The sequence below is a fragment of the Rhodanobacter sp. B04 genome, assembly GCF_002001125.1.
Taxonomy (GTDB): Bacteria; Pseudomonadota; Gammaproteobacteria; order Xanthomonadales; family Rhodanobacteraceae; genus Rhodanobacter.
Genome location: NZ_MUNV01000007.1, coordinates 402546 through 425699, shown reverse-complemented (window position 1 = coordinate 425699; position 23154 = coordinate 402546). Strand labels below are relative to the sequence as shown.

Below are 23154 nucleotides of genomic sequence, written 5' to 3'. Positions count from 1 at the left end.
AGTAGTAGTGACTGGCCTTGCCAGCTCGGCCAGGGCACGGGATGCCATATCAGGGGACTGCGCCCGCAGATCCGGAGAAGTGCGGCACGGCACCGCACTCTGCTCTGATAGCCACTATTTCGCCGTCACCGTCGGGGACATTGGCTTCTCCAAAGTGGGCCCGACGCCACCGACAGCAATGGGTCGGTCAGCGACCATCGGGCAGGAGCCGCCAGCCGACCAGTCGGTGCCATGCAACCACAGGTCGCTGACCGGCCAGCAGCGGACATCAACGCTAAGTTGAGTAGCGGAGAAGCCGTGCCCTTGAGCTGAGTGCAAGGCTGTTCTTGATGCGGACGGTGTCGCCTATAAGTTGTTGCGCTGGAACACCACTAACTCCGGCCGATGAAAAGTGAAGCCCTGCGCAAAGTCGACCCCGATCTCGCGAAGCTCCGAAACAATCGCCTCACTAGTTACCCACTCGCCGATCACCACCAGACCAAGGCGGTGGGCGATATCGGTTACCGCGCGCACCATCGCGTGGCTGATCGGATCGCTCAGCAAGTCGCGGATGAAGCTGCCATCGATCTTGATGATGTCCAGCGGTAGATGCTTGAGATAGGAAAACGACGACATACCCACGCCGAAGTCATCGAGAGCAAACCGGCAGCCCACCTCTCGGAGCCGGTTGATGAAGCGGATCACATCAGTCAACTGACGGGCCGCTACCGTCTCGGTGATTTCGAAGCACACGCGTTGGGGTGCGATATTGTGCAGACGAAGCAGTTCAACGATCCGTGCGGCAAGTGTCTCATCTTCGATGCTCGCGCCCGACAGGTTGATCGCCACCGTGCTCAGCGCGGAGCCAGCCGGGTGCAGCTGGTCGAAGTTCGCCAGTGCCGTTTCGATCACCCAACGATCAATCAGGGGCATGAGTCCGTAGCGCTCGGCGGCCGGGATGAAAGCACCCGGCGCGACCAGCGCGCCGCCTTCGTCGATAAAACGGAGCAATAGCTCGACATCAATGCCCCGGGAACCTGGACCGAGTGCGTGCACCTCCTGGTAGGTGAGCACGAAGCGCTGCTCCTGAACGGCCCAGCGTAGTCGATTGGCCCAATCCATCTCGCCCCGCCGCAGTGCACTTTGCTCATCCCGCGCCGAGTAGAAGTGCACGCGGTTACGCCCCTGCTCCTTGGCCATGTAGCAGGCGGTGTCGGCCGCGGCGAGCCACTCTGCCAACGGCACTCCTAAACTGTCGATCACTACTCCGCCCACGCTGATACTGGACATGTAGCTTTTCGTCTCCCAGACGAACACGAAACCGTCCAGGCCGCTCCGCAGATGCTCGGCCAGTTCCATCGCGCGTTCGGGCGTTTCCAGTCCGGAAAGGATCACCCCGAATTCGTCGCCCCCCAAACGTGCGATGACGTGCTCTTCCCCTAAGCGTGCGCGCATCACTGTTGCAAGCTGCAGCAGAAGCTGGTCACCGGCTATGTGCCCGGAGGTGTCATTGACCAGTTTGAACTGGTCGAGGTCGATGAAAAGCACTGCAGCATGCGGCGGTGGCTCGCCGAGGCCCTGGACCACTCGCTGCAAGCGCCGTTCGAACTCGCGCCGATTGATGAGCCCGGTGAGCTCATCGTGCGAGGCCTGATACGCCAGCAGCTCGGTCAGTGCGCGCTGCTCCGTTACGTCGCTGGCGACCATTACCCACTGCTGCCGCCCGTCGAGCAGCAGCCACGACATGGCCACGCTAGCCCAGAATCGTGCACCTGAAGCGTCCCGAAGAGCCACCTCGGTGACCGCCTCCGGGTTAGCAAGGCGTCTCTGCACTTCGGTGGCATCGCCGTCCAGCACAGAAACCAGCTGGGAGCCCTGCAGGCTCTCACCTAACCGCGTTCGAGCTGCCTGATTGGCGTACACGATGCAGCCATCCGCGGCATCGGCCAGCATCACGAGCGCTGGCAGCAACTCGTTGAGGGTGCGGAACCGCTCCTCGCTCTCCTGGTAACGCTGGCCCAACCTCCGACCCAGCTGCACCGCACGCCGGTGGGTGTCGCTCACCGACCAGACCAGCAGGCCGAGCAACACACTGACAAGTACTCCGGCCGGGGCCGCCGATTGCGACCAGGGCAGCTCCTCGGCACGGTGCGGGATTACGGTGATTGTCCATGTGCGACCACCGAACCGCTGGCTGTATACAACGGTCTGTCCGGTTGCAGGCCCCTCGCCGCCGGAATCGAACAGCCCATCGTGTCGCTGGTGCGTAACGTCAGTGACGACGATACGCGCCAGCTCAGACAAGTGTTGGGGCAACCCCGTCTGAATAAGCTCTCCAACCCGAAAAGACATGGCTATGGAACCGCGCATCCGACGTCGTCGCTCGGACACAGATCCGGGCGCGGGATCCGACCCAAAGTCCGGCAGCCGCAAGGTGACACCTAACCCCGACCGGCCCGCGCCGCGGTCCTGTACCAACGCGAAGGGGTTCGAGGCCGACAGCTGGTTCGTGTCCCTCGAGGCGAACAGGGCCTGTAGGTTGGCTGGCTGGTCGGTGACCTCCAGCCCGCGCAGATCGCGATTGCCTTCCAGCGGCGCGACCAGCACCGTCGAGTAATGGTCGCCGTCGACACGGGGCACACGAACCGCGTACGCCATCGCAAGCAGACTGGGGAAATCCCTGCGCGGGTCGAGGTTGGCGTAAAGACGCTCGAAACGGTCCTCATCCATCTGTTCCGAAACCAGGAACATGGTTTGTACCGAGCGCAGCAACAACTCCGCTGATCGCAGCTTCGCCCGCAGCTGGGCCACCCCCTTGTCGGCTTCGGTCACCACGGCCTCCTGCCGCTCGGCCTGCCATTGCCGGGCCTGAACCCTGTACAGCCAGAACGTCAGCAGCAGGCCGAAGCCCAACGCAAGCAGCCCCCAAACGACGCCAGGCACCCGGTTGGCCAGTGGCTCGACATCCAAAGCCGCGGGCTCGCTCTGACGTCGATCGCTCGGTGTCGGTGGCACGATGTCTCCACTTCCCGCCCGGCGGGGCAGACCCGTTGATCATAGCCCGAAAAAACGGGGACCTTCTGGTCAGCGGAACTACCTTGAAGTTTGCAAATCAGTGGCGTTCTCCATTGGGAGTTTTGCCGCACCGGGAGCCTTATGCGGTGCTCCAATTGTGTGGCGGCGCGTCATCGAAGGAGGCTGCTCAGGGTCGTGCGCCTCGGCTTTGCCACGCCGTCTCGGTGTGCCGCACTACGACGTCGTTTCCACGGCGCAGCCGAGGGATCACGGTCAGCGGCCGGCCTCGCCGTTGCGCGCGACATCGGCAAGGTGCTACCCAAGTCCATGCCTGCGAACAGGCCATCTAGCTTTGCTTGGCAATTCTTGTCACAGGCCGATGCTTGCACCAAAAGACCGAAGCCGTGAGCGATAGCGCAAGCACAGCAAACCCAATGACCGTACGAACCGTCCCACCGTCCAAAAAGCGTTTGACCGCGAATGTCCGTTTAGGGTCGAACATTGCCCATTCAAGATATTGGCGCAGGCTGGCAGGCTCCACCACCTCGGTAGGAGTCCTGCCATGAACACGATTGATACTTCCATCCAACGCCGCGAACCCTGGAACAAGGGCAAACTTACCGGGCAAAAGGCTCCCCTCAGGCTCCGCGACATCTGGGCAATTCGGATCCGCCTTCAACTGGCAAGGAAGGTTCGTGATCTTGCCTTGTTCGATCTGGCGATCGACAGCAAGCTGAGGGCATGTGACCTGGTCAAGCTACGGGTCCGCGATGTCGGTTCTGCGGATCACATTTCCGCTCGCACCATCGTCCTTCAACAGAAGACGCAGCGCCCGGTTCAGTTTGAAATCACCGCGCCGACGCGAGAGGCAATTTCCGTTTGGATCAAGCAGGCTCAGCTTCAATCCAACACCTATCTGTTTCCGAGCCGGATCCACAACTCGGACCACCTTTCGACCCGGCAATACGCACGGATCGTCAATGAGTGGATCGCAGGAATTGGCTTGGATGTTGCTGCGTACGGTACGCACACCATGCGACGTACAAAGGCTACTTTGATCTACCGACGCACCAAGAACCTACGTGCCGTGCAACTGCTCCTTGGACATACCAAGCTCGAAAGCACGGTGCGATACCTCGGCATCGAAGTTGAAGATGCTCTTGAGATTGCAGAGCAGACCGAGGTCTGATCAGCTCAACGCCAAGCCGGATGGCGACACGATGCACGGTCGCTATCCGGCCAGGAACGGTCCTTCGATGTGCTCAATTCGAGGACAAATAACTGACGTTGAGATGAACCTCCGGGCTGCCCTGATCATAGTGAATGGATCGGTTCCGGAACGCACAATCTCCACCTTGAACTACGTCAGCCCGATGCAGTGCGAGAAGCACTGGCTTGCCGCTCAGGCCAAACAAATCAGTCCATGAACGCGGTTAGGGGATACGAAATTCGAGAGCAAGATCAGCAACGTTAGTCAGATCAACTGGTGGGCGAGGTGGTCACTTGGGACCGATATGCCATTGCCTCATAGGGATACTTGCGAGAGAACGGAGTTGATCTTTTGTGCCAGTTCGGCACGGGTGTAGGGCTTGCTCAGCAAGCGGACACCAGGATCCAGCTGTCCGCGGTGAATGATGGCGTTTTTGGTGTAGCCGGATGTAAACAATACGCGCAGCGTCGGGCGCAACAAGACAGCCTCCTCGGCAAGCTGCTTGCCGTTCATGCCGCCAGGCATCACCACATCGGTGAACAACAGATCGATGACATCGGAACCACGCAATATTTCCAGAGCCTCCCGCCCGTTACGGGCCATCAGGGTCTGATAGCCCAAGCTTCGTAACTGGTCGTCCACGAAGCGACGAACCATGTCATCGTCCTCCACGATCAAAATGATTGCGTGGCCGAAGGTAATAGGAGGTGTGGCTGGCGACTCCATTCGCCTCGCCCGATGCAGGGCACGCGGCAGGTACATCTTGATCGTCGTGCCCTCACCGAGCTCGGAATAGATCTTCATATGACCTCGGGACTGTTTGACGAAGCCATACACCATGCTCATGCCCAACCCGGTGCCTCGACCCGTCTCCTTGGTGGTGAAGAACGGTTCGAACACACGCGCCACGATCTCCGGAGGCATGCCGCAACCCGTGTCGGAGACCGCAACCAGGACGTACTGGCCGATCTCGACTTCCGCGTGCTGATTGGCATAGGCTTGATCGATCCATGCGTTGGCTGTCTCAATGGTCAGCTGTCCTCCCTGGGCCATGGCGTCCCTTGCGTTCAGGCAGAGATTGAGCAGTGCACCCTCGAGTTGGGAGGGATCCACCATCGCGTCCCACAGTCCCGCACCCTGGATGAATTCCAGTTCAAGGTCATCCCCGAGCGTGCGACGCAAGATCGGATCCATGCCCTTGACCAGCGTGTTGACCTGCACGGCTGCAGGTTCCAGCGGCTGACGTCTCGCGAAGGCAAGCAGACGATGCGTCAATTCGGCCCCGCGCTGCGCTGCGGAGCGAGTCATCTCGGCCAACTGGAGCAGCCGCGGCTGATCGCGCAAGTCCTCGGTCAGCATCTCGGCGTTGCCGAGCATCACCGTGAGCAGATTGTTGAAATCGTGTGCCACGCCGCCGGTGAGCTGACCGATCATCTCCAGACGCTCGGAGTGCTGTATACGGTCCTCCAGCGCCAGCCGGTGCGTGATGTCCGTGATGATCACGAAGCTCGATTGCGGCAAGCCATGCTCATCGCAGATCAGCGTGGCATGCATCTCGACGGTGACGGGACGTCCGTCCTTGCGCCGCTGCTGCACGCGGCCGTTCCATTCGCCATCGCGGCGAATGGTGGCCATGATGCCGTCGAAAATGGCTGGATCACCATAGATCGGGTCCACGTGGATCTGGCCACGCAGCTCCTCCAAGCTCCAGCCATAGATGCGCTCCGCGCCCTTGTTCCAGTAGGTAATGCGCTGCTGAAGGTCACGTACCACAATTCCGTCTTGCGCCTTGTCCAGCAGGGAGGCCTGCTCGTGAAGCTGCTTGTCGGCGCGCTGGCGTTCAAAGATGGCGCTGCCTCGCGCAGCAAAAATGCCCAGAGCCGAGTTTACGAATTCCGCATTTTGAAGCGGTTTGCGGAAGATCACGAAGACCATGCCCAGCGGCTTTCCGTCCGATCCGTCCATGCGTTTGCCGACGTAGGCCCGTGCCCGCATGCGACTCAAGGTGGGTGAGCCGGGGAATTGCTCGGCCAGCTGATCGGCGACCACGCACTCCTGCTCGTGGCGAAACGCCGCGCACGGCGTGCCTTCCAGCCGATAGTCAAAATTTTCCTCCACCTGGCCATCCACGATCGCCACGAGGGTCTGTGCCGACAGAGGCTCACCGGGGAGCAGTCGTGCGATGAATCCGCCATCGGCCGCCACCGCCTCGATCATCGCCCGCGCCATTTCCTCGAACAGGCCCTTGCCCGTGCCCGCGGCCATGCTGGTCGCGATCCGTGTCACGGCCGCATTCATCCGGCGGCGCTCCTCCCGTGCGCGCCGGAATCCAATGCCATAAGCGAGGTTATCGGCCAGTTCGATCAGCAGGGTCAGTTCGTCGGCGGCAATCGCGAGCGGCTCGGCGGCGTACATGGACAGATGACCACAGGCGTGGTCGCCCGAGCGCAGCGGCAGCGAACACGTGGCGCGAAATCCATAGCGCTCTGCCGAAGCCAGCCACGGCGCATAGCCAGGGTCACGGGCAAGATCCTCCACCACCACCGGCACGCGCTGACGGATCGTTCGTCCCGAGGCGCCTTGACCACTGGGATGATGCTCGTCCCAACTGATCTGGATGCCTTCGAGGTATTGGGTTCCCTCGCCCGCGGACGCCATGGGGACGACCGACTTGGTCTCGTCATCCATGGCATACCCCACCCAGGCCATGCGATACCCGCCTTCCTCCACCACAATGCGGCACACCGCATCGAGCAGGGCCTGTTCGCTGTCTGCGCGAATCAACGCCTCGTTGCAGCGACTGAGCAGACGTTGCGCCCGCGCTACGCGCTGAAGCTCGCGCTCGGCGCGCATGCGCTGAGTCACGTCGTTGGCGAGCACCAGCCGCGCGGGCCGCCCTTCGAATGAGATATCGTCCGATGAAATCTCGACGTCAATCACCTTGCCATTTTTGAGTTGATGCTTCCATAGCCCTGCATGAATGCGGCCTGACACCGCCGCACGCACCGTACTGGCTAGGCGCTCACGCTGCTCGGGGGGTCGAAGATCGGTGATGCGCATCGTGGCAAATTCTTCCCTGCTGTATCCGTAATGCTCCACAGCCGCATCGTTGACCGACCGGATCGCCAGCGTCGCCCGGTCGTAAACCCACATCGGCTGGGGATTCTGGTCGAACAGCATCCGGTAACGCGCTTCGGAGACACGCACGGCCTCGGCCGCCTGCTCCCGTTGCAGCACGGCGCCAAGGGAGTCCAGCAGGATCCGCAGATTGGCTGCGTCCCGGGTGTGGAAAGCGTTCACTCGAGTCGACTGTGCCGACAGTACCGCGATGACGCGACCTTGCACCTTCAAGGGTGAGCAAAGGACGGATCGGATACCCACCGCGCGACACGCCCGAATATCGACACGCTTATCCACCTCGACGTCATGGCAGATCTGTGGCTCACCTGTACGAGCCGCCTCCAGGACAAGGCTGCGTTCGGAGGAAAGCTGCGGGCCGATGTGCGGACCTGCGAGACCAGCCACCGCTAGGTAGGTCCACAGGTCATCCTGATCCTGCAACACCACTCCAGCGTCGGCACCGGTCAGCTCCATAGCCCGCTGGGCTAGTAGGGTCATTACGGCCTCGGATCCATCCTTCGACTCGGCGATCTCGCGCTGGGTGCGGACGATCAACGTTTGCATCTCGGCCGAGTGGAGCGCTTCAGCCTCGGCGCGTTTGGCATCCGTGATGTCACGTTCGACTGACACCCAGTGGGTGTACCAACCCGAGGCATCCGCCACTGGAACGATGTCCAACTGCAACCAGAATGGCTCACCGGATTTGGTGTAGTTGATCAATTCAGCACGCACCGGCTGCCAGGCCTGGAGTGCCGCACGAATCCGGTCAAGTTCGTCGCGCTGGGTAAGGGGTCCCTGAAGCAGCCGGGGCGTTCTGCCCAGCACCTCTTCCAGGGAGTAGCCGGTCCGTCGTGTGAAGGCGTCATTGACGAACAGGAGCTTCGGCCCCGGTTCGCTGACCGGTTCTGCTTCCGTGATGACGATGAGATCGTTGAGGTGCGCGACGCTGGTCTGAAGGAGTTTGAGTTCGTGTTCGGCACGCTGTCGCTCGATGGCGATCCCTGCAATGTGTGCGCAGGCATGGGCCAGTTCCAGTTCTTCCGGGCTCGGCGCGTGACGCTCATGACGGTAATTCGCAAACGTCGCGATGACGCGGCCGGCGCTCGAGACGATCGGCACGGACCAGCATGCCCGCATGCCCTGACTCAGCGCCAGTTCGCGCCAGGGTGCCCAGAGCGGATCGACGGCGATATCCGTCACGATGACGGTGCGGTTCTCGAACGCCGCGGTGCCACAGGAACCCCGGCCAGAGCCGATCTGCGCGCCGTTGAAGGCATCGATCATGGCCTGAGGAAAATGGGTCGACGCGCCGTGGCGCAGATGTTTTCCACTCGTGTCCAGCAGCATCACGGTGCAGATCGTGTCCGGATGCTGCGACTGGACAAACCGCACCACGGCAGTGAGCATTTCACCCAGCGAGGCGCCATGGGCCATGCGCTCAAGCACGCGCACACGCTCCGTCTTGAGGCTACGCAAGCGACGTTGCTCAGTGATGTCGGTCAAGGTGATCAGTTGCGCACGCGCGCCGTCCCAGTCGATCTCGACCGAGCGGGCTTCCAGTGTCAATGCCCCGGCCTGCGGGAGCACCTCGATCTCCTCAACCGCATCGAATGACCAGAGGTAGCGGGAAGACCCCGCGGTTGCCTCGCCCGTGTTAGCGCGTAGCAACCACTCCCGGGCCCGACGATTGGCAAAGAGAATGCGCCTGTCCGAACTGACAACGAGAAGACCGGCATCGCACGTCTGAAGGATTGCGTGTGACACGGCGATGGAAGGCAAGCTCTCGCCACCGGTGTGAGACCTTCGAAATAATTGCATCAGTCGCTTGAACAAGGCGTCCCCGGCTCACGTCACCACGCGTCAAATTACTGCGATACCTTTCGTCCACCTAGCTGCCACGCCGCCACCTCGCTGGACACCTGGAGGCCTCCAACGGAAACTTGCTTTCCCTGTCGGCACCGTCCTTGTCGTGGCAACTTCGGCTCACTCCGCCTCTTGCCCATCGCTTCACCGACCTCACATCGTCGCAAAATGCGGGCAGGCGCTGACACGCTGCAGCCAGGTATCGAACGCCATGCCGGAAAGCGGGCGGGAGATGTAAAACCCCTGGGCCAAATTACAGCCCAAGGTCGTCAAGGTTTCCAGAGCCGCGCTGTTCTCCACGCCTTCGGCAACGCAGATCAGTCCCATGCTGCGCGCCAGCCCGATGGTGGCGTCGACAATTTTCCGGGCATCGGTCGAGGTATGCAGCTTGATGACAAACGATTTGTCGATCTTGAGTTCCGACAGCGGCAGTCGGGCCAGTTGTTCCAACGAGGAATAACCCGTCCCGAAATCGTCCACGCTCAGCCGGAAGCCCTTCAGGCAGAGTCGAGTCAGCGTGTCAAAGGTATCGGCTGTGCGATCCATCGCGGACGACTCGGTGATCTCAAGGATCAGCTTGTCCGTGGGCACGCCATGAGCACGACAGACCGATTCGATATGGTCGGCCAGGGTAACGTCGCTCAGACTGCGCGTTGACAGGTTCACCGCAATGCTTCCCATTGCTAACAGCGGACTGCGCGCAAACCAGCTCAGCGATTGTTCGAGCACGAGCCGGGTCAATCCCTGCATCAGCTGCGCGCTGGATTCAGCCACGGGAATGAAGTCATCCGGCGCAATGATGCCTTGCTGGGGATGGGGCCAACAGGCGAGGATCTCAGCGCCCACCACCAGCCGGGTGCCCAGATCCAGCTTGGGCTGCACTCGGAATTGAATCTCGCGCGAGGCCACCGCGGCGACGAGCTCGTCCACCTGCACCGTGTGACCGCCCGGGGCGTGGGTCACTGCGCGCGAGACCGGATCGGAGGTGTGAGGCCTGCTCAGAAGCTCACTCAACACACTGGGCTGAAACGGTTTGGGGAGCACGCCGGATATGTTCAACCCACGCTCGGACGCCGTCGTCTGCGCTGATTCAAGAACCTTCAATCCCATGCCGCTGGTGAGGATCAGCTCCGCCTCACAATGCATCAGCGCAAGCCGTCGCAACACCTCGATCCCGTCCATGCGAGGCATGATGAGATCGAGCGCCACATGGCTGGGATTACGCTCGCGAACCGCCTCGAAAAATGGCTCCGGCGCATCGTAGCAAGCCACTGAAAATCCCAGACGCTCGGCGACGAAGCCAATGGTTCGCGCCACCGCCTCGTCATCGTCAAGCACCAGCAGACACTTCGCGTTGGTGGTCATAAATCCCTTCCGTTTCGCGAGTCCCAACGGTGAAGGCACGCTCAGCCGCGCTTGCCCCCGGCGCAACGATGACACCCCGTCACCGGATAGGCAAATATCCGCCGTTCAAACGAACGTTGCCCGAATGAGAAGGGCCACTTACGGTCGTCAGGAACACGACGCCGGCCCTGATTCCAGAAATACGGCAAGGCCTCTTTGAACTGCGCATCCCTTGGCGCCTCGGGGAGATCGGCGCACGCTTGGATTGCCGCAAGATGCCGCTCAGGCAATGGAAATGGTGTTTGCTGGCACCATGGTGCACATAACTTGTCTCATGACGTGGAAATGCCGCAGATCAGGAGACCCGCATGCGTCCACCCGCGCTGCCCCACAATGAATCCAAGCGTCTGCAGGTTCTGCACTCGCTGCATCTGCTCGATACGCCGCCGGACCCCGCGCTGGATCGCCTCACGCGCCTCGCGACGCGGCTGTTCCAGGTTCCCGTCGCGCTGGTGACGCTGGTCGATGAGGAACGCCAATGGTTCTTGTCGCGGGCAGGATGGGATATTTGCGAAACCTCGCGTCGCGACTCATTGTGCGGCCATGCCATTCTCGGGACAGCCACGATGGTGGTAGCCGATACGTTGCTGGACGAGCGCTTCGAGGACAACCCGTTGGTCGTGGGAAGCCCGGGCATCCGGTTTTACGCCGGCCGGCCGCTACGCTCGCGCGAGGGCCTGGCGCTGGGCACCCTGTGCCTGATCGATCTGGCGCCCCGGCATTTCAGTGCAGCCGACAAGGCAGCCCTGAACGACCTCGCCCAGATGGTGGAGGCGCATTTCCATGGCATCGAGGTGGCCACCGACGCACAGGCAGTAAAACTCTCGCTGGAACGCAGCGACATGCTCTTTGCCCGCACCGTGACGCACGCGGCGGTGGGTATCGCAGTGGGTACGCCGGAAGGTCACTGGCTGGAGGTCAACGATCGGTTTTGCGAGATCGTCGGACATTCACGTCCCCAGCTGATCGGCGCGGCGGCCACCGACATCGTTGATCCACTGGATGTGGAAGCGGCCAGGACGCTGGCACGCCGCGTGCTGGCGGGCCAGACCGATGCCTTCCAGCTCGAAATGCGCTTTGTGCGCGCCGATGGCAGCACCTCGTGGGCCCAGGTGGATCATGCCGACACCGTAGCGTTTGTGCCGTTGTGCCAAAGTCAGAATTCGTTGCCGGAGTTCAACGTTACGATCCGGGCGCATTGCATAGCGATATGCGCTGGCGCTCATGCCCGCGACCGCCAACGAGCGCCGCTCGCTCAACCCCTTGTCGATCATCTGCCGCACCAGCTCGCGTCGTGCGGGTGCGCTCACCACTTTTTTCGCAGGGCATCCTTGATCACTTCGTTCTCAAGCACCTGCTCGGCCAGCAGCTTCTTCAGTCGTCCGTTCTCCGTCTCCAACTCCTTCAGGCGCTTGGCGTCGGGCACGCTCATGCCACCGAACTTGCTGCGCCAGAGGTAGTACGAAGCCTCGCTGAAGCCGTGCTTGCGGCACATCTCCTTCACCGGCATGCCGGCTTCAACCTCGCGCAGGAACCCGATGATTTGTTCTTCGGTAAATCGCTTCTTCACGTCCAATCTCCATCAGTAGGGGGATTGGACTCCAAACCTATGTGCTACTCAAAATCGGGGGGACGTCGTGGCCACGCTATTCTCAACAATGGTGTATTCATTGTCGAAGACGCCCTCCAGGACGAGCGATTCGCTGACAACCCTCTGGTGACGGGCGAGCCGCGTATCCGGTTTTATGCAGGCCAACCCTTACACACCTTGAGCGGCCAAGCGATGGGATCGCTCTGCATCATGGATAGAGCTCCTAGCTTCGGGGAAGACGACCGTGCAATGCTTTCGGATCTTGCAGGGATGGTGGAACGCGAGATCATGGCCGTCCAACTCGCCATTTCAGACGAACTTACGCGTATCTCGAATCGCCGGGGTTTCTTGGCGCTCAGTAAGTACAGTCTTGACGTATGCAAGCGGCAGCTTTTCCCCGCCACGCTTGTCTTCTTCGATCTGGACGGTTTCAAGCAGGTAAATGATGTCCATGGTCATGCGGAGGGCGACCGAGTGCTCAAGATGTTCGCAGAACAGATGCGGGAATCTTTCCGCACGTCGGATTTGTTCGCGAGGCTCGGTGGCGACGAATTCGTTGCCTTGCTTACCAATGTCAACGCCGACGGCATCAATGATGCTGATGGCACGTTTCCACTCTGCGCTTCAAGCGCGTTGCGCCGCACTAGCCCTACCTTACACCGTCGGGTTTTCCTATGGTCTTGTGTGCTATGAACCGATCAAGCACTCATCAGTTGAAGACATGCTGCACGAGGCAGACAGCGCGATGTATGCGAACAAGAGAGACAAAAGTGGCTGCCCCTAAAAGGTCTCTCTGGGGTTTTACCCCCGAAATCACGGACGGTTGACTATCGCAAGTAGAAAAGGCTGTTTGCGCTTGCTATCCGCTTTTCTCATATGAAGTTGCCTTAATTGCCCTCAATCAAGAAGTCAAACACCGCGCATGGCTATGCTTTGATTTTAATTTCTGAGGCGGAGCAAGTGTTCGGTTGAGCACTAACCACTGTTCTCTAACGCGGCATTTCCGCGGCGTGACAACTGCTTGATGTCAATCTTTTCGAATTCGCAAAGCTCAGTCATCGCCAATTCCATTAGAGCGCGCGCATGCCCTGTGGCGCGGGCGAGCATGGCGTGCACCTTGGCATCATCGGCATTGCGGTTCTTGCATTCGTGCGAGTAGTTTTCGAACGCGTTCAAAGCCAACACGAGGTCCGCCACCTGGTTGGGACATTCGCAGTCAACGTTGGGAATTACTTCCTGCAAGTGAGCCAGCTGCACATCATCGAAGCGTCGTTTCGGCGCCTCGCCCATGGGCAGCGAGGGTTCGCGGGCAAAAGGTGCGGGAGCTGGTGCCTTTTCCGGAGCTCCCAGCATGCTGCGAACAATGAGGTGAATCAGATTCGCGCGCAAGGCCCTCACGCTGAGAGGAGCCCGCAGCACATGTCGCCCGTTGCCCCGCAGCGCCTCCACGAGTTCCCACTTAGCGAACGCGTAAACGATCATCGTCAACGTGGGCTTGACGGCATCCTCCAACGCCTTCACCACAGCCTGTGGATCACTGCCAAGCAGAGGCAGGTCCAGCACCAGAACGAGGGGCTGCGCATCGCGTAGGCCCTCTCGAAAAACGTTCAGATCCGATGCCTTGAGCACCACCTCCAGATGCTTACTCTCCTCGGGCGGGTCTTGCTCCATGTACATAGGCAATGTTTGATGCAGGATCGCGAGCTTGACCATAAAAGTTCTTTAAAAACAAGTGGACTAACGGGGGAGCAGATGCCTGTGACCAGCGGTATTCCTTCAGTCACGGCGTCGCTCATGAACTAATGTCTTACCATGATACGGATGCGTTTGAACCGGCAGATCGCAGCATAATTGAGCAAACGCTCAGCAGCGCGCGCATGATTCGCTCATTCTTCACCGCAATGGTGATTGCCTTGGCAGGGGCCTGCGCCGCCACGTTGAGGAGAATGCAGGCGAGACGTAGGGTTTGTACAGCGCTTGCGGTATTTTGCCGCCTTTCCCGAAAAAATTGATTCCCCCAAAACGGACGTTCGCGACCGGCTCAAGTGGGTCGGTCTCTGCCCCTCGCAGCTTGATTGGCCGTCGAACGCTATCGGCAATGTGTTGCGTTGACTGGTTGAATCTGCCATTCAACACTTGCCGTTCGATCTCTTCAGATGCGCGGGGCAAAGCTGACGTTCAAAACATGACGCGACGGAGGTCACAGTCACTCTCCGGCCCCACGACATGAAATGAACCTGACCGCGTTCCCGCGGTCCCTCGTAAGTGCCAGCGCCGATGCCGCGCAGACCATCATCGATGTCCACTCTGAAGAGCTCATCAAGGCTTGCGCGAGGCGGCGTACGCTGCGGTCGCGATCATGTCCTTCAATGACAGGTGTGAGACTTCCTGCTGCATCGGCGCGGCGGCGTTGCTGCGCCCGCCGAGCCGAAACAGGATCAGCTGGCGCACAATGTAGGTCGGCGAGCGTCCCGCAAGCGGCGGGATATTGCCAACACCGCGCAGGTCGGGACCGTGGCAGGATTCGCATGGCGCCACCTCGCCGGCGCCCTTCGAGGCGATCACCGCACCGCGCGCGATGCTGCCGGGCGGCACGTAAGCAACGAAGCCAAAACGCGTGTCGCGCAACTCGGTGCGTGCCATGTCGGTGGACGTCTCGATGATGCGATTACCGATCGGCTCACGTGCGTTGCCGGCGTCGGTGACCAGCATATAGTGCGCGTTGTGCGTTTTCGGGACGGTCGCGGTCTCGATCACCTGCGTCCACGGTTTGAAGTGCAGGCTGGCAAAGTATCCCGCGGCCTGCTCGAGGTCCACATCCGTGACGTGGGTCGCCTCGGCTCGCATGTAACGCGTCAATTCGGGTTGGCCGCCGACGCGCTCGCCGATGCGGAACGCCTTTACCTGCTCGATGATATATGCGGCCGGCAGTCCCGCCAGCGGCGCGTTCTCCGGCCGGCCTTGTCCGGTCGGCAGGTGGCAGTAGGCGCAGGCCCACGCCGGTTTGCGTCCCTTCGCGACGATGCCTGGCATTGGCGTATGATCCTGCGGGAACCAGTCAGGCGCGCCGAACATGTCGTCGTAGTCGGCGAGCGTGTAGATGCGCACACTGCCGGGCACGTGCAGCGGCTTGTGCATGTCCGGCATCGGCGCAGTTGCAGCTGGCGGTGGATTGAGCGGAGACGCCCATTCCATCGCGGTCCGCCATTCGGCATCGGGAGCCGTCGGCGCACTTTGTGCGAATACGAACGCGGACAGCACCGTGGCCAGGGCCACCAGCAGTATGTATACCTTGGACTTCAGCATGCAATTTACTCTTGGCGAGATCGCACCGGGAAAGCAGCAGGATGTTGATTGGCGGGTGTAGTTCGTCGGCAGGCAGGATCGACGACGTGAGACGTGGTTCGCAGCGCGGAGGGGTGCGTCCCACGACCATCCGCACGACAACATTGCTTCGATTTGAACTGTGAGAAGTCAGGGAAAGGCGCCTCTCAACAGTCCGCTAGTCTTCATCGGGTGTCTGTCTCCCTGACTGCTCCGGAAAGCTCAGGTAGTGCCTGATAGCGTCCTGATCGTAGTTGATCAGCATGTTGTAGCTCTCTATCTGCCCCTCTGTCTGACGTGTGAGCTTAAGCAATTCCTCGCGGTCAGCAGCACTGAGTTCATGCACGGTAGGAGCGCTATGCGCGATGGCAGAAGCGGCGTTGTTGCTCCTCAGCCATGCCATGGCAAAGGTTTCCGCGAGATCGCCATCTCCGTAGATGTAGTCTGCTGCGGCTCGCTCTCCGGGGGCCATGAAGTCAACCGCGCCGCTGGCCTTGGCATCCTGCCACGCATTTGAGCGTGGATAAGGAATGTCCCATGTGTAATTCAGCGCTGATGTCGATGTGGCGTCCTTTGGATCAGCAGCCAGGAGCATGGTTGCGTTTTGTTGCATCGCGGACTTTGCAGTTTTTGTGGCTGCAAGGATCCTGTCGAGCAAACGCGTGTTGACTTCCAACTCCGCGCGAATAGCGGCTCGTGCCTCGTACAATTGATGCCGATGATGGACATACTCGACAGCCTGTTCGAGGCCAATGGCAATCAACAGGCCAATGACGATAGTGGCGATATGGATAAAGAAGTCGCGCCAGGTTCGAGTCGAATGCTCCGGAACGTGGATATCAAGCATCGGGGTGGCCTGTTCACTATTTGACGTGTCGGAGCTCGGCTTCGCCGAAGCAGCGTGGCTGTCTGCGTTTTCCGGCAGCAGCTCGGGGGTCGGGGCCACGGGCAGGCTAGGCGTGCGCGGCATGTCGACGTCCTCCTGACCTTGTTTGCCGCAGTATTACTTGGTTACCGGTTTTTGCGCGGGTACCCGGGCCGAGGTGAAGAAGTGGATCCGCCAGTGCTTGCCGTCGCGGTGCAGCTCGGCCGCCTCAAGCCAGGTAATCGGCTGGGTCTTGCCCTTCATGGTGATCGAGCCGACATTGACGAAGGTGATCAGCGCCCGGCGGCAGTCCGCTTCGACCTTGGGCTGGGTGACCGACCACTCGATCCGGGTGCCCTCGGCATGCGCGCTCTTGACCATGTTCATCAGTGCGTCGCCGTCGAAGCGCTGGCCGCCGTCGAAGGCATAGAAGTCGGGCGTGGTGACGGCATGGAACGCGGCCAGGTCGTCGGTTCGGGCCGCGGCGTACATCGCACGCAGGGTGGCGGTGACGTCGGCATCGGCCGAGGCCAGTGCCTTGCAGGTGCTACCGGTTGCATGGGCGAGCGTCGATAGCAGAACGAGGGCGATAACAGACGGAAAGCGCTTGATCATGACGTGTTTCCTCAGGGTGTGAGCGAGGCCAGATAACCAGCAACGGCCGTGATGTCGTGGGTGGTCAGTCCGCGTGCGGGGCCTTGCATCAGCTTCACGTTTCCTCCGGAGCGGGCGCTGGACCGGATGTCCCAGAGCTGCCGCGCGAGGTAACCCGGATCGCGCCCGGCCAACGGCGGCGCGACCGCGGTCCCGCGCAGGTCGGCGCCATGGCAAGCCGTGCAAGGCTGGCCGCCGCCTCCACCGGAGCGGATCAGGGCCGCGCCGAGAGTCAGCGTGGCGTGCGAGACGTAGACGAGCTGGCGATTGGACAGGTCGCCCATGAAGAGTCTGTTCACGCTCTCCGGGGCCTCGGCCACCGAGCCGTCGAGAGGATGCGTCGCTCCACCGGCGGGATCACGATAGGTCCATCCCCAGCGCTCCAGGCGCATCGACGGGGCGGCCTCCGTTTCAACTACGCGGGTGGGCGTTCTCCGGGGAAGCGATGCGTAGTAAGCGGCAGCAGCCTTGAGGTCCGTCGGGCTCCAGGCTCTGGCGGTCGTGATCATCAATCCCGTCCCGAGATAGTGCGGTAGCGCCGAGATACGCGCTCCGGACCGGAACGCGGCGAGCTGTTCAAGGAGATAGTTGACCGGCAGGCCCGCAATGTCGGGAATTCCCACCATGCCCTGGCCGTTGACGGTGTGGCACTCGGCGCAGGGGGGCGCTTGATCCTTGCCCGGAACAAGAACCACGGGAGGGGGTATGGGATGACTTTGCGGAAACCAGTCTTTTTCGGCGGGAGTCAGCTTATCCACTTGGGCGGCGGTCAGCATGCGCTTGCCATCGGGCGTCAGGTATCGCCCCGAGGGCATGTCAAGTTCCGCCGTATCAGGTGGCGCAACCGGATAGGCCCAGGCCAGCTCCGGCGGCGGTGGAGTCGCAGCCGGAGCCATCGGTACGGCCGCTGCCGACAGCAAGGCAACCGACGCAAGTCCGAAAATGTCCGCTATGCCTGCATGCATACCTTTCCCCCGTTGATTCGTTCGGCCATCGGTCGACGCGAGGCACTTCGCCAAGCATGCCGCACAGTCCGGACATGGTAGAAGCCGCGTTTTTCCCCAGCGCGTCTGCCGCCGCATTTGTCTCGCCAAATGCGCGAGATACTAAACCAACATGAGAGTTCCCCCCCGGCTCTGCCGGGGAGGCAGTAGAAGTTTGACAATTCCGGGAGTCCATCCCGGAGACTCCGAAGCGTGAGCCGCCAAGCACACGAGACGGAGAATCCGAGATGGATGAATTTGAGAGCTTAAACCACACGAAGTGGGAGTGTCTGTACCACGTAGTGTTCATTCCGAAGTGCCGACGCAAGACGCTGTATGTCGAGTTGAGAAAGTATTTGGGCGAGATATTTCGTCGACTGGCCGAGCAGAAAGAGAGTCGGATCGAGGAGGGTCATTTGATGCCGGATCATGTGCACATGTTGCTCCGGGTTCCACCGAAGTATGCCGTGTCACAGGTGGTGGGATACATCAAGGGTACGCGCCGCGGAGAGATTCGGTCTGTGGCCAGACCTTGGGGTGCTGCTCCTTTACTGCGCCGCCGGTGCGTGCTGGCCGCATACACAATGAGCCGGGTGCAACTTGGCCAGCACCTTTGCATGGCGAAGCACCTCGGGAGCCTCCAACGGCCCGCCATGACCCATGTGGAAGCGCTTAGCACCTCCGTTGACGAGCCGCTCGAGCTCGCGGGCGACAGTCTGCGGGTCGTCCTCGAACGGTGGGCGGATCGCACGGCCGTTGAAAGCGATGCCGCCAATCAGGATGCCGGAGGCAATGAGGTCGCCGACCAGCGCATCCTGTGAGGCCAGTTCGATACCGATTGAACCCGGGGTGTGACCGGCGGTGTGGCGCACGATGCCATCGACGCCGAAGTCCTTCAGCGAGATCGTCTCGGCGTCTTTCATCAAAATATCCGGCGCGAAGCCCACGTAAGGCTCGTGCGGCACCGGCGTCTTGACGAAAAGCCGGCCCACCCAGCTGGTGGTGCAGTAGGTCATCGGCTGCTTGCGGCTGTAGTAATCGGTGTCGTCCTTGTGCGCCAGGATCGGCGCACCGGACAGTTCACGGATGCGTGCGGCGCTGCCCGCATGATCGGTATGCGCGTGAGTTATCACGATCAGTTTGATGTCCTTGAAGGTCAGCCCATGCTTGTGCAGCACGCGTTCGACCTTGCGTTCGGAGCCGGGAATGCCGGTGTCGACGAGGATGCAGCCGTCGTCGGTTTTGATCAGATGGGCGTTGACCATGTTGAACGGCAGGATGGGGATCTGGATGATTTCTTGGCTGGCCATGGACGTGTCCTCAGTAAATGAAGGGGATTGGGGTGAGCCGCTTCGGCGGCAGTTTCTTTGTGCGATGTGCGGCGCGATTACGGATGCCGGGGTGCGGTCGTACTGGCCGTCAGGCGCGCCATGCCGCAATCACCGCAGCGGGTCAGAGCAACCTCTTGCCGGGCCTCGGGCAGTGCGAAGAACCCGCCCCTGGTCTGTGCCAGCACAAAGGCCTTGATCACGTTGGCCAGATCGGCCGGCGCCTCCAGCGGCAACAAGTGCCCGACACCCGGGAGCACGACCAGCCTGGCCTGGGGAATGCGCGGCAGCAGTTCGCGACGCAGTACCTCGGGAGGGTCGACCCGATCGTGCTCACCGGAAATCACGATTACCGGCACATCGATCAACGGAACCACCGCTGTAATGTCTTCCTGGCTGGTCGCCAGTGGCCAGGCCGCCTTGGCTGGGCTGGCACCGGCCAGACTGTCCGCGATGACCGTGTCCAGATCACCGTCAGGCAAGCCGTCGGGTGCAAGCACTTGCTGCAAGGTGGCGACGATGCTCGCGCGCGAGTCGTAGGCATGCACCATGCCCCGGCGAGCGTCGAGCGGAAGCGCCAACGGCGTCGGCGGTGCGGGCGCCACTAGCACCAGACCCCGCAGCCCGCGCGGACGCCGCGATGCCGCAAGCTGTGCGGCCTTACCGCCCATCGAATGGCCGACCAGGATGTAGCTCTCCAGCGCCAGGGAATCGACCACCGCGAGCACGTCGCCGGCCAGATCGCTCAACGCATAGCCTGCGTCCGGTGCAGCGGAGCTGCCCCAGCCGCGCTGGTCGATGGCGACGGTGCGGTAGTCGGGCGAAAGCGCGTCGACCACGTGTTGCCAGGTACGCGAAGAACCACCCCAGTAGTGCAGGAACACCAGCGCCGGTCCTCCCGCGCCACGTTGTTCGACATGCAGCTCAATGCCGTTTGCTTCGATCATCATGAGATATCACTCCTGCGAAGAATCAGGGCGTGGCGCCGATCTGGCATCGAGCGCCACGCGATAGCTCTGATGCGGCCAGCAGGCCCGCCGAAGGCGGCCTCAAGCGGCGGCGGAGACGATGAAGTCAGCTACAGCCTGCGGCTGCGACAGCATCGGCACGTGACTGCTGTCGACGTGTGCCACGGTGGCGTTCATGCGAGCGGCCATGCGCTCCTGCTCCACGCGGGGAATCGCATGATCCTGATTTCCGATGAAGTAGTACGTCGGCCGGCTGCGCCAAGCCGCTTCGGTCAGCGTGCCGCCGAGTGCGGAGGCATGCAGCGGACCTTGCGTGGCGTAGACCAACGCTTTCTCGGTGTCGTCCAGGTCCTGCGCGAACAGCTTGAAAATGCCGTCCCGGGTGAGCTTCAGATAGCCCTGTGCATCCGGGCGGATTTCGTCATTGAGCGGCGCGGTCTCGAACTTCTCGAACAACGTACCCGCCGACTCGCCCGCGTCCGGTGCGAACGCGTCGATGTAGACCATGCGGGCCACCTTCGGGTCGTTGCCCGCTTCGCCGATCACCGCGCCGGCATAGCTGTGGCCGACCAGGACCACGTCGCCTTCTTCCAGCGCGATGGCGCGCTGCACGGCGGCCACGTCGGCCTCGAAGCCAGTCAGCGGGAGCTGCACAGCGGTGGCGGTGAGCCCCTTGCGGGCCAGCAGCGGGATCACCTTCGACCAGCTCGAGCCATCGGCCCAGGCGCCGTGAACCAGAATTATGTTGGGGATGGAAGTGTTCATCGATTTTTCTCCGTCGGTAGCCGGCCATGGCCGGGGGTTGTTTGACAGAGAAATCTTGGGCCCCATGCGGATGGCAGAAAGGACATAATTCCCACTTATCCTGCCAATTCCGGAAACCTGACATGCCGCGTCCAAAAACATCGAAGGCCATCTGGTTTGTCGTGTTCCCGGGGTTCGAGTTGCTCGACCTCGGCGGCCCGCTCTGCGCCTTCACGCTGGCGAGGGACTTTCATCAGGCCGGCTACGGCATCCGCGTCATCTCCAGCACTGGTGGACTGGTTCGTGGAAGCTCCGGGATCGCGATCGACACCACGGCGGCATCGCCTCGCGGGCATGTCGATACCTTGATGGTGGTGGGTGCGCCGACGCCAGACGCATCCGATGCACAAGCCGATACGGTGGACCTCGTCCGCGCCATCTCCCCCCGTGCCCGACGCACGGCGAGTGTCTGCACCGGAGCCTTCCTGCTCGCGGCCGCCGGTCTACTGGACGGCCGTCGTGCCACCACGCATTGGCGCTGTGCACCCGAGCTGCAACGGCGCTACCCCGCCATCGAGGTCGAGTCGGACCGGATCTTCGTCCGCGAAGACGATATCTGGACCTCAGCCGGCATCACCGCCGGGATCGACCTCGCGCTGGCGATGATCGAGGAGGATTGCGGCACCGAAACATCCAAGGCCATCGCGCGCGACCTGGTGGTCTATCACCGCCGCAGCGGAGGACAATCGCAGTTCTCGACCATGCTCGATCTCGAGCCGACCCCGGGGCGGATTCGCGACGCGCTGGCCCACGCTCGGCTGCACCTCAAAGACCAGCTTTCGGTCGAGCGGCTGGCCGAGGTGGCAAACATCAGCCCGCGTCAGTTCGCGCGGCAGTTCACCGCCGAGACCGGCGAAACCCCTGCGCGTGCGATCGAGCGCCTGCGCTGTGAAGCGGTCTTGCCGCGCATCGAGGAAACCGGCGAGCCACTGGAGCAGATCGCAAGACAGGTGGGACTCGACATGGAGCGCATGCGGCGCGCCTGCCTGCGTATCTACGGCCTCTCACCCCAGGCCTTGCGCCGCCGTAGCCGCGGCTTGCATGGCTAGCGCAGGGCATGGGAAGCATGTGGTCTCTCTGGAGGGATAGGTACTGAGCACTTCGCTACCCTCGATAACGAACCCTAATCGCACTAGCCTGAGGTACGCTTTCGGCCAAGGATGGGTACAGACTGCTTCAAGTGCTCGCCGCAAAGCCGCCATTCATGACCGACAGAAATGGGGATAGCAGTCATTCTTGACGATGAAGTGGGCAGACGTATTTGCATTTTCTAGTGACGAAATATGTTGCTGCCTTTTGCACCACTCAATGACGTGCACCGGGACACTCGGCCGACTGATGATTCAGTCCTTCAGTCTCTTTCTCGAAGCTGACGGAAACCGGCTTGCCGTTCTGCCACTTCACCCGCAGGACGTAGAGCGAGTCGTAGTCAGCGTCGGCCCAGGCGGGTATCTGTTGCACCTTGCCACCGGCAACGGCAACCAGCTGTTGCACTGCCTGTTGCGCCAGGTTGTGTTCCCACGCCACATAGATCGTCGCCGAGCTGTAGGCGGGCACGAGCAGGTCCTGCTCCAGCTGTTGGATCTGGCGGAGTCCCAACGACGTATTGACCGGCATGCCCAGCCGGATCGCGGTCGGTTCGATGGTGGCCAGCGGGCGGATGTAGTTGTATTCGACGCCCTTGTCCTTCGCGGTGGATCCCGGGTCGGGCGCGTAGATCGCGGCGGGCGTGCCGAACTTTGCCTGCAGCACTGATGGCAAAGCCAGCGCACGATTCAGGCCCTGGCAGTCGAGCTGGCCCAGACCCAGCGGTGGCTTTTCGCCGTGACGCAGGAACACGAGCGTCTCGTCTGCGCGGGCGACAGGTATCAGCAGGGCGAAGGCCAGGGCTGCGACCAGTGCTCCTGGCGGCTTGGTCATGTCGACTCCTTAGCGCTTGATGTGGTTTGAATGATGGATGTCCGAGTGTATCGCCCGGGGTGCAGGCCGTCATGGCCGTGCAGCCGCCGTGCGGTTGTCGATGGATCGAATGCACTTAAGCGCTTC

16 protein-coding genes and 3 pseudogenes are annotated in these 23154 nt (G+C 61.6%); 6 read left to right on the top strand and 13 right to left on the bottom strand.

The genetic code is table 11. The annotated features are described in order from the left end of the window. Positions 1–345: 345 nt before the first annotated feature. Positions 346–2994, bottom strand: a complete 2649-nt coding sequence (locus B0E46_RS06605; RefSeq protein WP_254425065.1) for an EAL domain-containing protein — start codon at positions 2992–2994, stop codon at positions 346–348. A gap of 562 nt (positions 2995–3556) precedes the next feature. On the opposite strand from B0E46_RS06605, the gene B0E46_RS06600 reads away from it, so the two are divergent. Continuing rightward, the gene (locus tag B0E46_RS06600; RefSeq protein WP_077555002.1) at positions 3557–4183 is read left to right on the top strand and encodes a tyrosine-type recombinase/integrase; all 627 of its coding nucleotides are present in this window, start codon (positions 3557–3559) and stop codon (positions 4181–4183) included. A gap of 336 nt (positions 4184–4519) precedes the next feature. Here the strand turns inward: B0E46_RS06600 and B0E46_RS06595 are convergent, their stop codons facing one another. Both B0E46_RS06595 and B0E46_RS06590 read right to left on the bottom strand, forming a co-directional pair. Beyond that, complete coding sequence (locus B0E46_RS06595; protein ID WP_077554968.1) at positions 4520–9157, bottom strand: GAF domain-containing protein; 4638 nt, start codon at positions 9155–9157, stop codon at positions 4520–4522. Between the two features lie 183 nt (positions 9158–9340). Further along, positions 9341–10552 (bottom strand): EAL domain-containing response regulator, encoded by a 1212-nt coding sequence (locus tag B0E46_RS06590; RefSeq protein WP_077554967.1) that lies wholly within the window; start codon positions 10550–10552, stop codon positions 9341–9343. 347 nt (positions 10553–10899) lie between these two features. Between B0E46_RS06590 and B0E46_RS17970 the strand changes: the two are divergent. Continuing rightward, positions 10900–11676: pseudogene (locus B0E46_RS17970) on the top strand (GAF domain-containing protein); the annotation flags it as partial. A 24-nt stretch (positions 11677–11700) separates the two neighbouring features. On the opposite strand, the pseudogene B0E46_RS17840 reads toward B0E46_RS17970, so the two are convergent. Then, positions 11701–12101 (bottom strand): annotated as a pseudogene (locus B0E46_RS17840) (transposase); the annotation flags it as partial. Between B0E46_RS17840 and B0E46_RS17965 the strand changes: the two are divergent. Next, positions 12072–12875, top strand: a complete 804-nt coding sequence (locus B0E46_RS17965) for a sensor domain-containing diguanylate cyclase (protein WP_254425071.1) — start codon at positions 12072–12074, stop codon at positions 12873–12875. The pseudogene B0E46_RS17840 and the gene B0E46_RS17965 sit on opposite strands and share 30 nt — an antisense overlap. Before the next feature lie 282 nt (positions 12876–13157). Here the strand turns inward: B0E46_RS17965 and B0E46_RS06570 are convergent, their stop codons facing one another. Further along, positions 13158–13895 (bottom strand): hypothetical protein, encoded by a 738-nt coding sequence (locus B0E46_RS06570; RefSeq protein ID WP_139350447.1) that lies wholly within the window; start codon positions 13893–13895, stop codon positions 13158–13160. 606 nt (positions 13896–14501) lie between these two features. Then, a complete protein-coding gene (locus tag B0E46_RS06565; protein ID WP_139350446.1) occupies positions 14502–15320 on the bottom strand; it encodes a hypothetical protein in 819 nt (272 codons plus the stop codon). Here B0E46_RS06565 and B0E46_RS17255 point away from each other — a divergent pair. Then, positions 15319–15549, top strand: coding sequence for a hypothetical protein (locus B0E46_RS17255; RefSeq protein WP_139350445.1), 231 nt, complete (start codon positions 15319–15321; stop codon positions 15547–15549). The two genes, B0E46_RS06565 and B0E46_RS17255, sit on opposite strands and share 2 nt — an antisense overlap. Before the next feature lie 135 nt (positions 15550–15684). On the opposite strand, the gene B0E46_RS06560 is transcribed toward B0E46_RS17255, so the two are convergent. The 3 genes from B0E46_RS06560 to B0E46_RS06550 are packed head-to-tail and all read right to left on the bottom strand — an operon-like array spanning position 15685 to position 17801. After that, positions 15685–16476 (bottom strand): hypothetical protein, encoded by a 792-nt coding sequence (locus B0E46_RS06560; RefSeq protein ID WP_139350444.1) that lies wholly within the window; start codon positions 16474–16476, stop codon positions 15685–15687. A gap of 33 nt (positions 16477–16509) precedes the next feature. Beyond that, a complete protein-coding gene (locus B0E46_RS06555; RefSeq protein ID WP_077554961.1) occupies positions 16510–16986 on the bottom strand; it encodes a nuclear transport factor 2 family protein in 477 nt (158 codons plus the stop codon). A gap of 11 nt (positions 16987–16997) precedes the next feature. Then, positions 16998–17801 (bottom strand): c-type cytochrome, encoded by an 804-nt coding sequence (locus B0E46_RS06550; protein WP_168171147.1) that lies wholly within the window; start codon positions 17799–17801, stop codon positions 16998–17000. Positions 17802–18256: 455 nt separating this feature from the next. On the opposite strand from B0E46_RS06550, the pseudogene tnpA reads away from it, so the two are divergent. Next, positions 18257–18547: pseudogene (gene tnpA, locus B0E46_RS06545) on the top strand (IS200/IS605 family transposase); the annotation flags it as partial. Positions 18548–18556: 9 nt separating this feature from the next. Here the strand turns inward: tnpA and B0E46_RS06540 are convergent. The 3 genes from B0E46_RS06540 to B0E46_RS06530 all read right to left on the bottom strand — a co-directional run bounded on the left by B0E46_RS06540 (position 18557) and on the right by B0E46_RS06530 (position 21069). Further along, positions 18557–19318: an MBL fold metallo-hydrolase gene (locus B0E46_RS06540; RefSeq protein ID WP_077554959.1), complete on the bottom strand. Its 762-nt coding sequence runs from the start codon at positions 19316–19318 to the stop codon at positions 18557–18559. Positions 19319–19395: 77 nt separating this feature from the next. Further along, a complete protein-coding gene (locus B0E46_RS06535) occupies positions 19396–20286 on the bottom strand; it encodes an alpha/beta hydrolase (protein WP_077554958.1) in 891 nt (296 codons plus the stop codon). Positions 20287–20385: 99 nt separating this feature from the next. Then, positions 20386–21069, bottom strand: coding sequence for an alpha/beta hydrolase (locus B0E46_RS06530; RefSeq protein ID WP_077554957.1), 684 nt, complete (start codon positions 21067–21069; stop codon positions 20386–20388). 122 nt (positions 21070–21191) lie between these two features. Between B0E46_RS06530 and B0E46_RS06525 the strand changes: the two genes are divergently transcribed. Then, a complete protein-coding gene (locus tag B0E46_RS06525; RefSeq protein ID WP_077554956.1) occupies positions 21192–22157 on the top strand; it encodes a DJ-1/PfpI family protein in 966 nt (321 codons plus the stop codon). 256 nt (positions 22158–22413) lie between these two features. Here the strand turns inward: B0E46_RS06525 and B0E46_RS06520 are convergent, their stop codons facing one another. Beyond that, positions 22414–23028, bottom strand: coding sequence for a hypothetical protein (locus B0E46_RS06520; RefSeq protein ID WP_077554955.1), 615 nt, complete (start codon positions 23026–23028; stop codon positions 22414–22416). Positions 23029–23154: the final 126 nt, after the last annotated feature.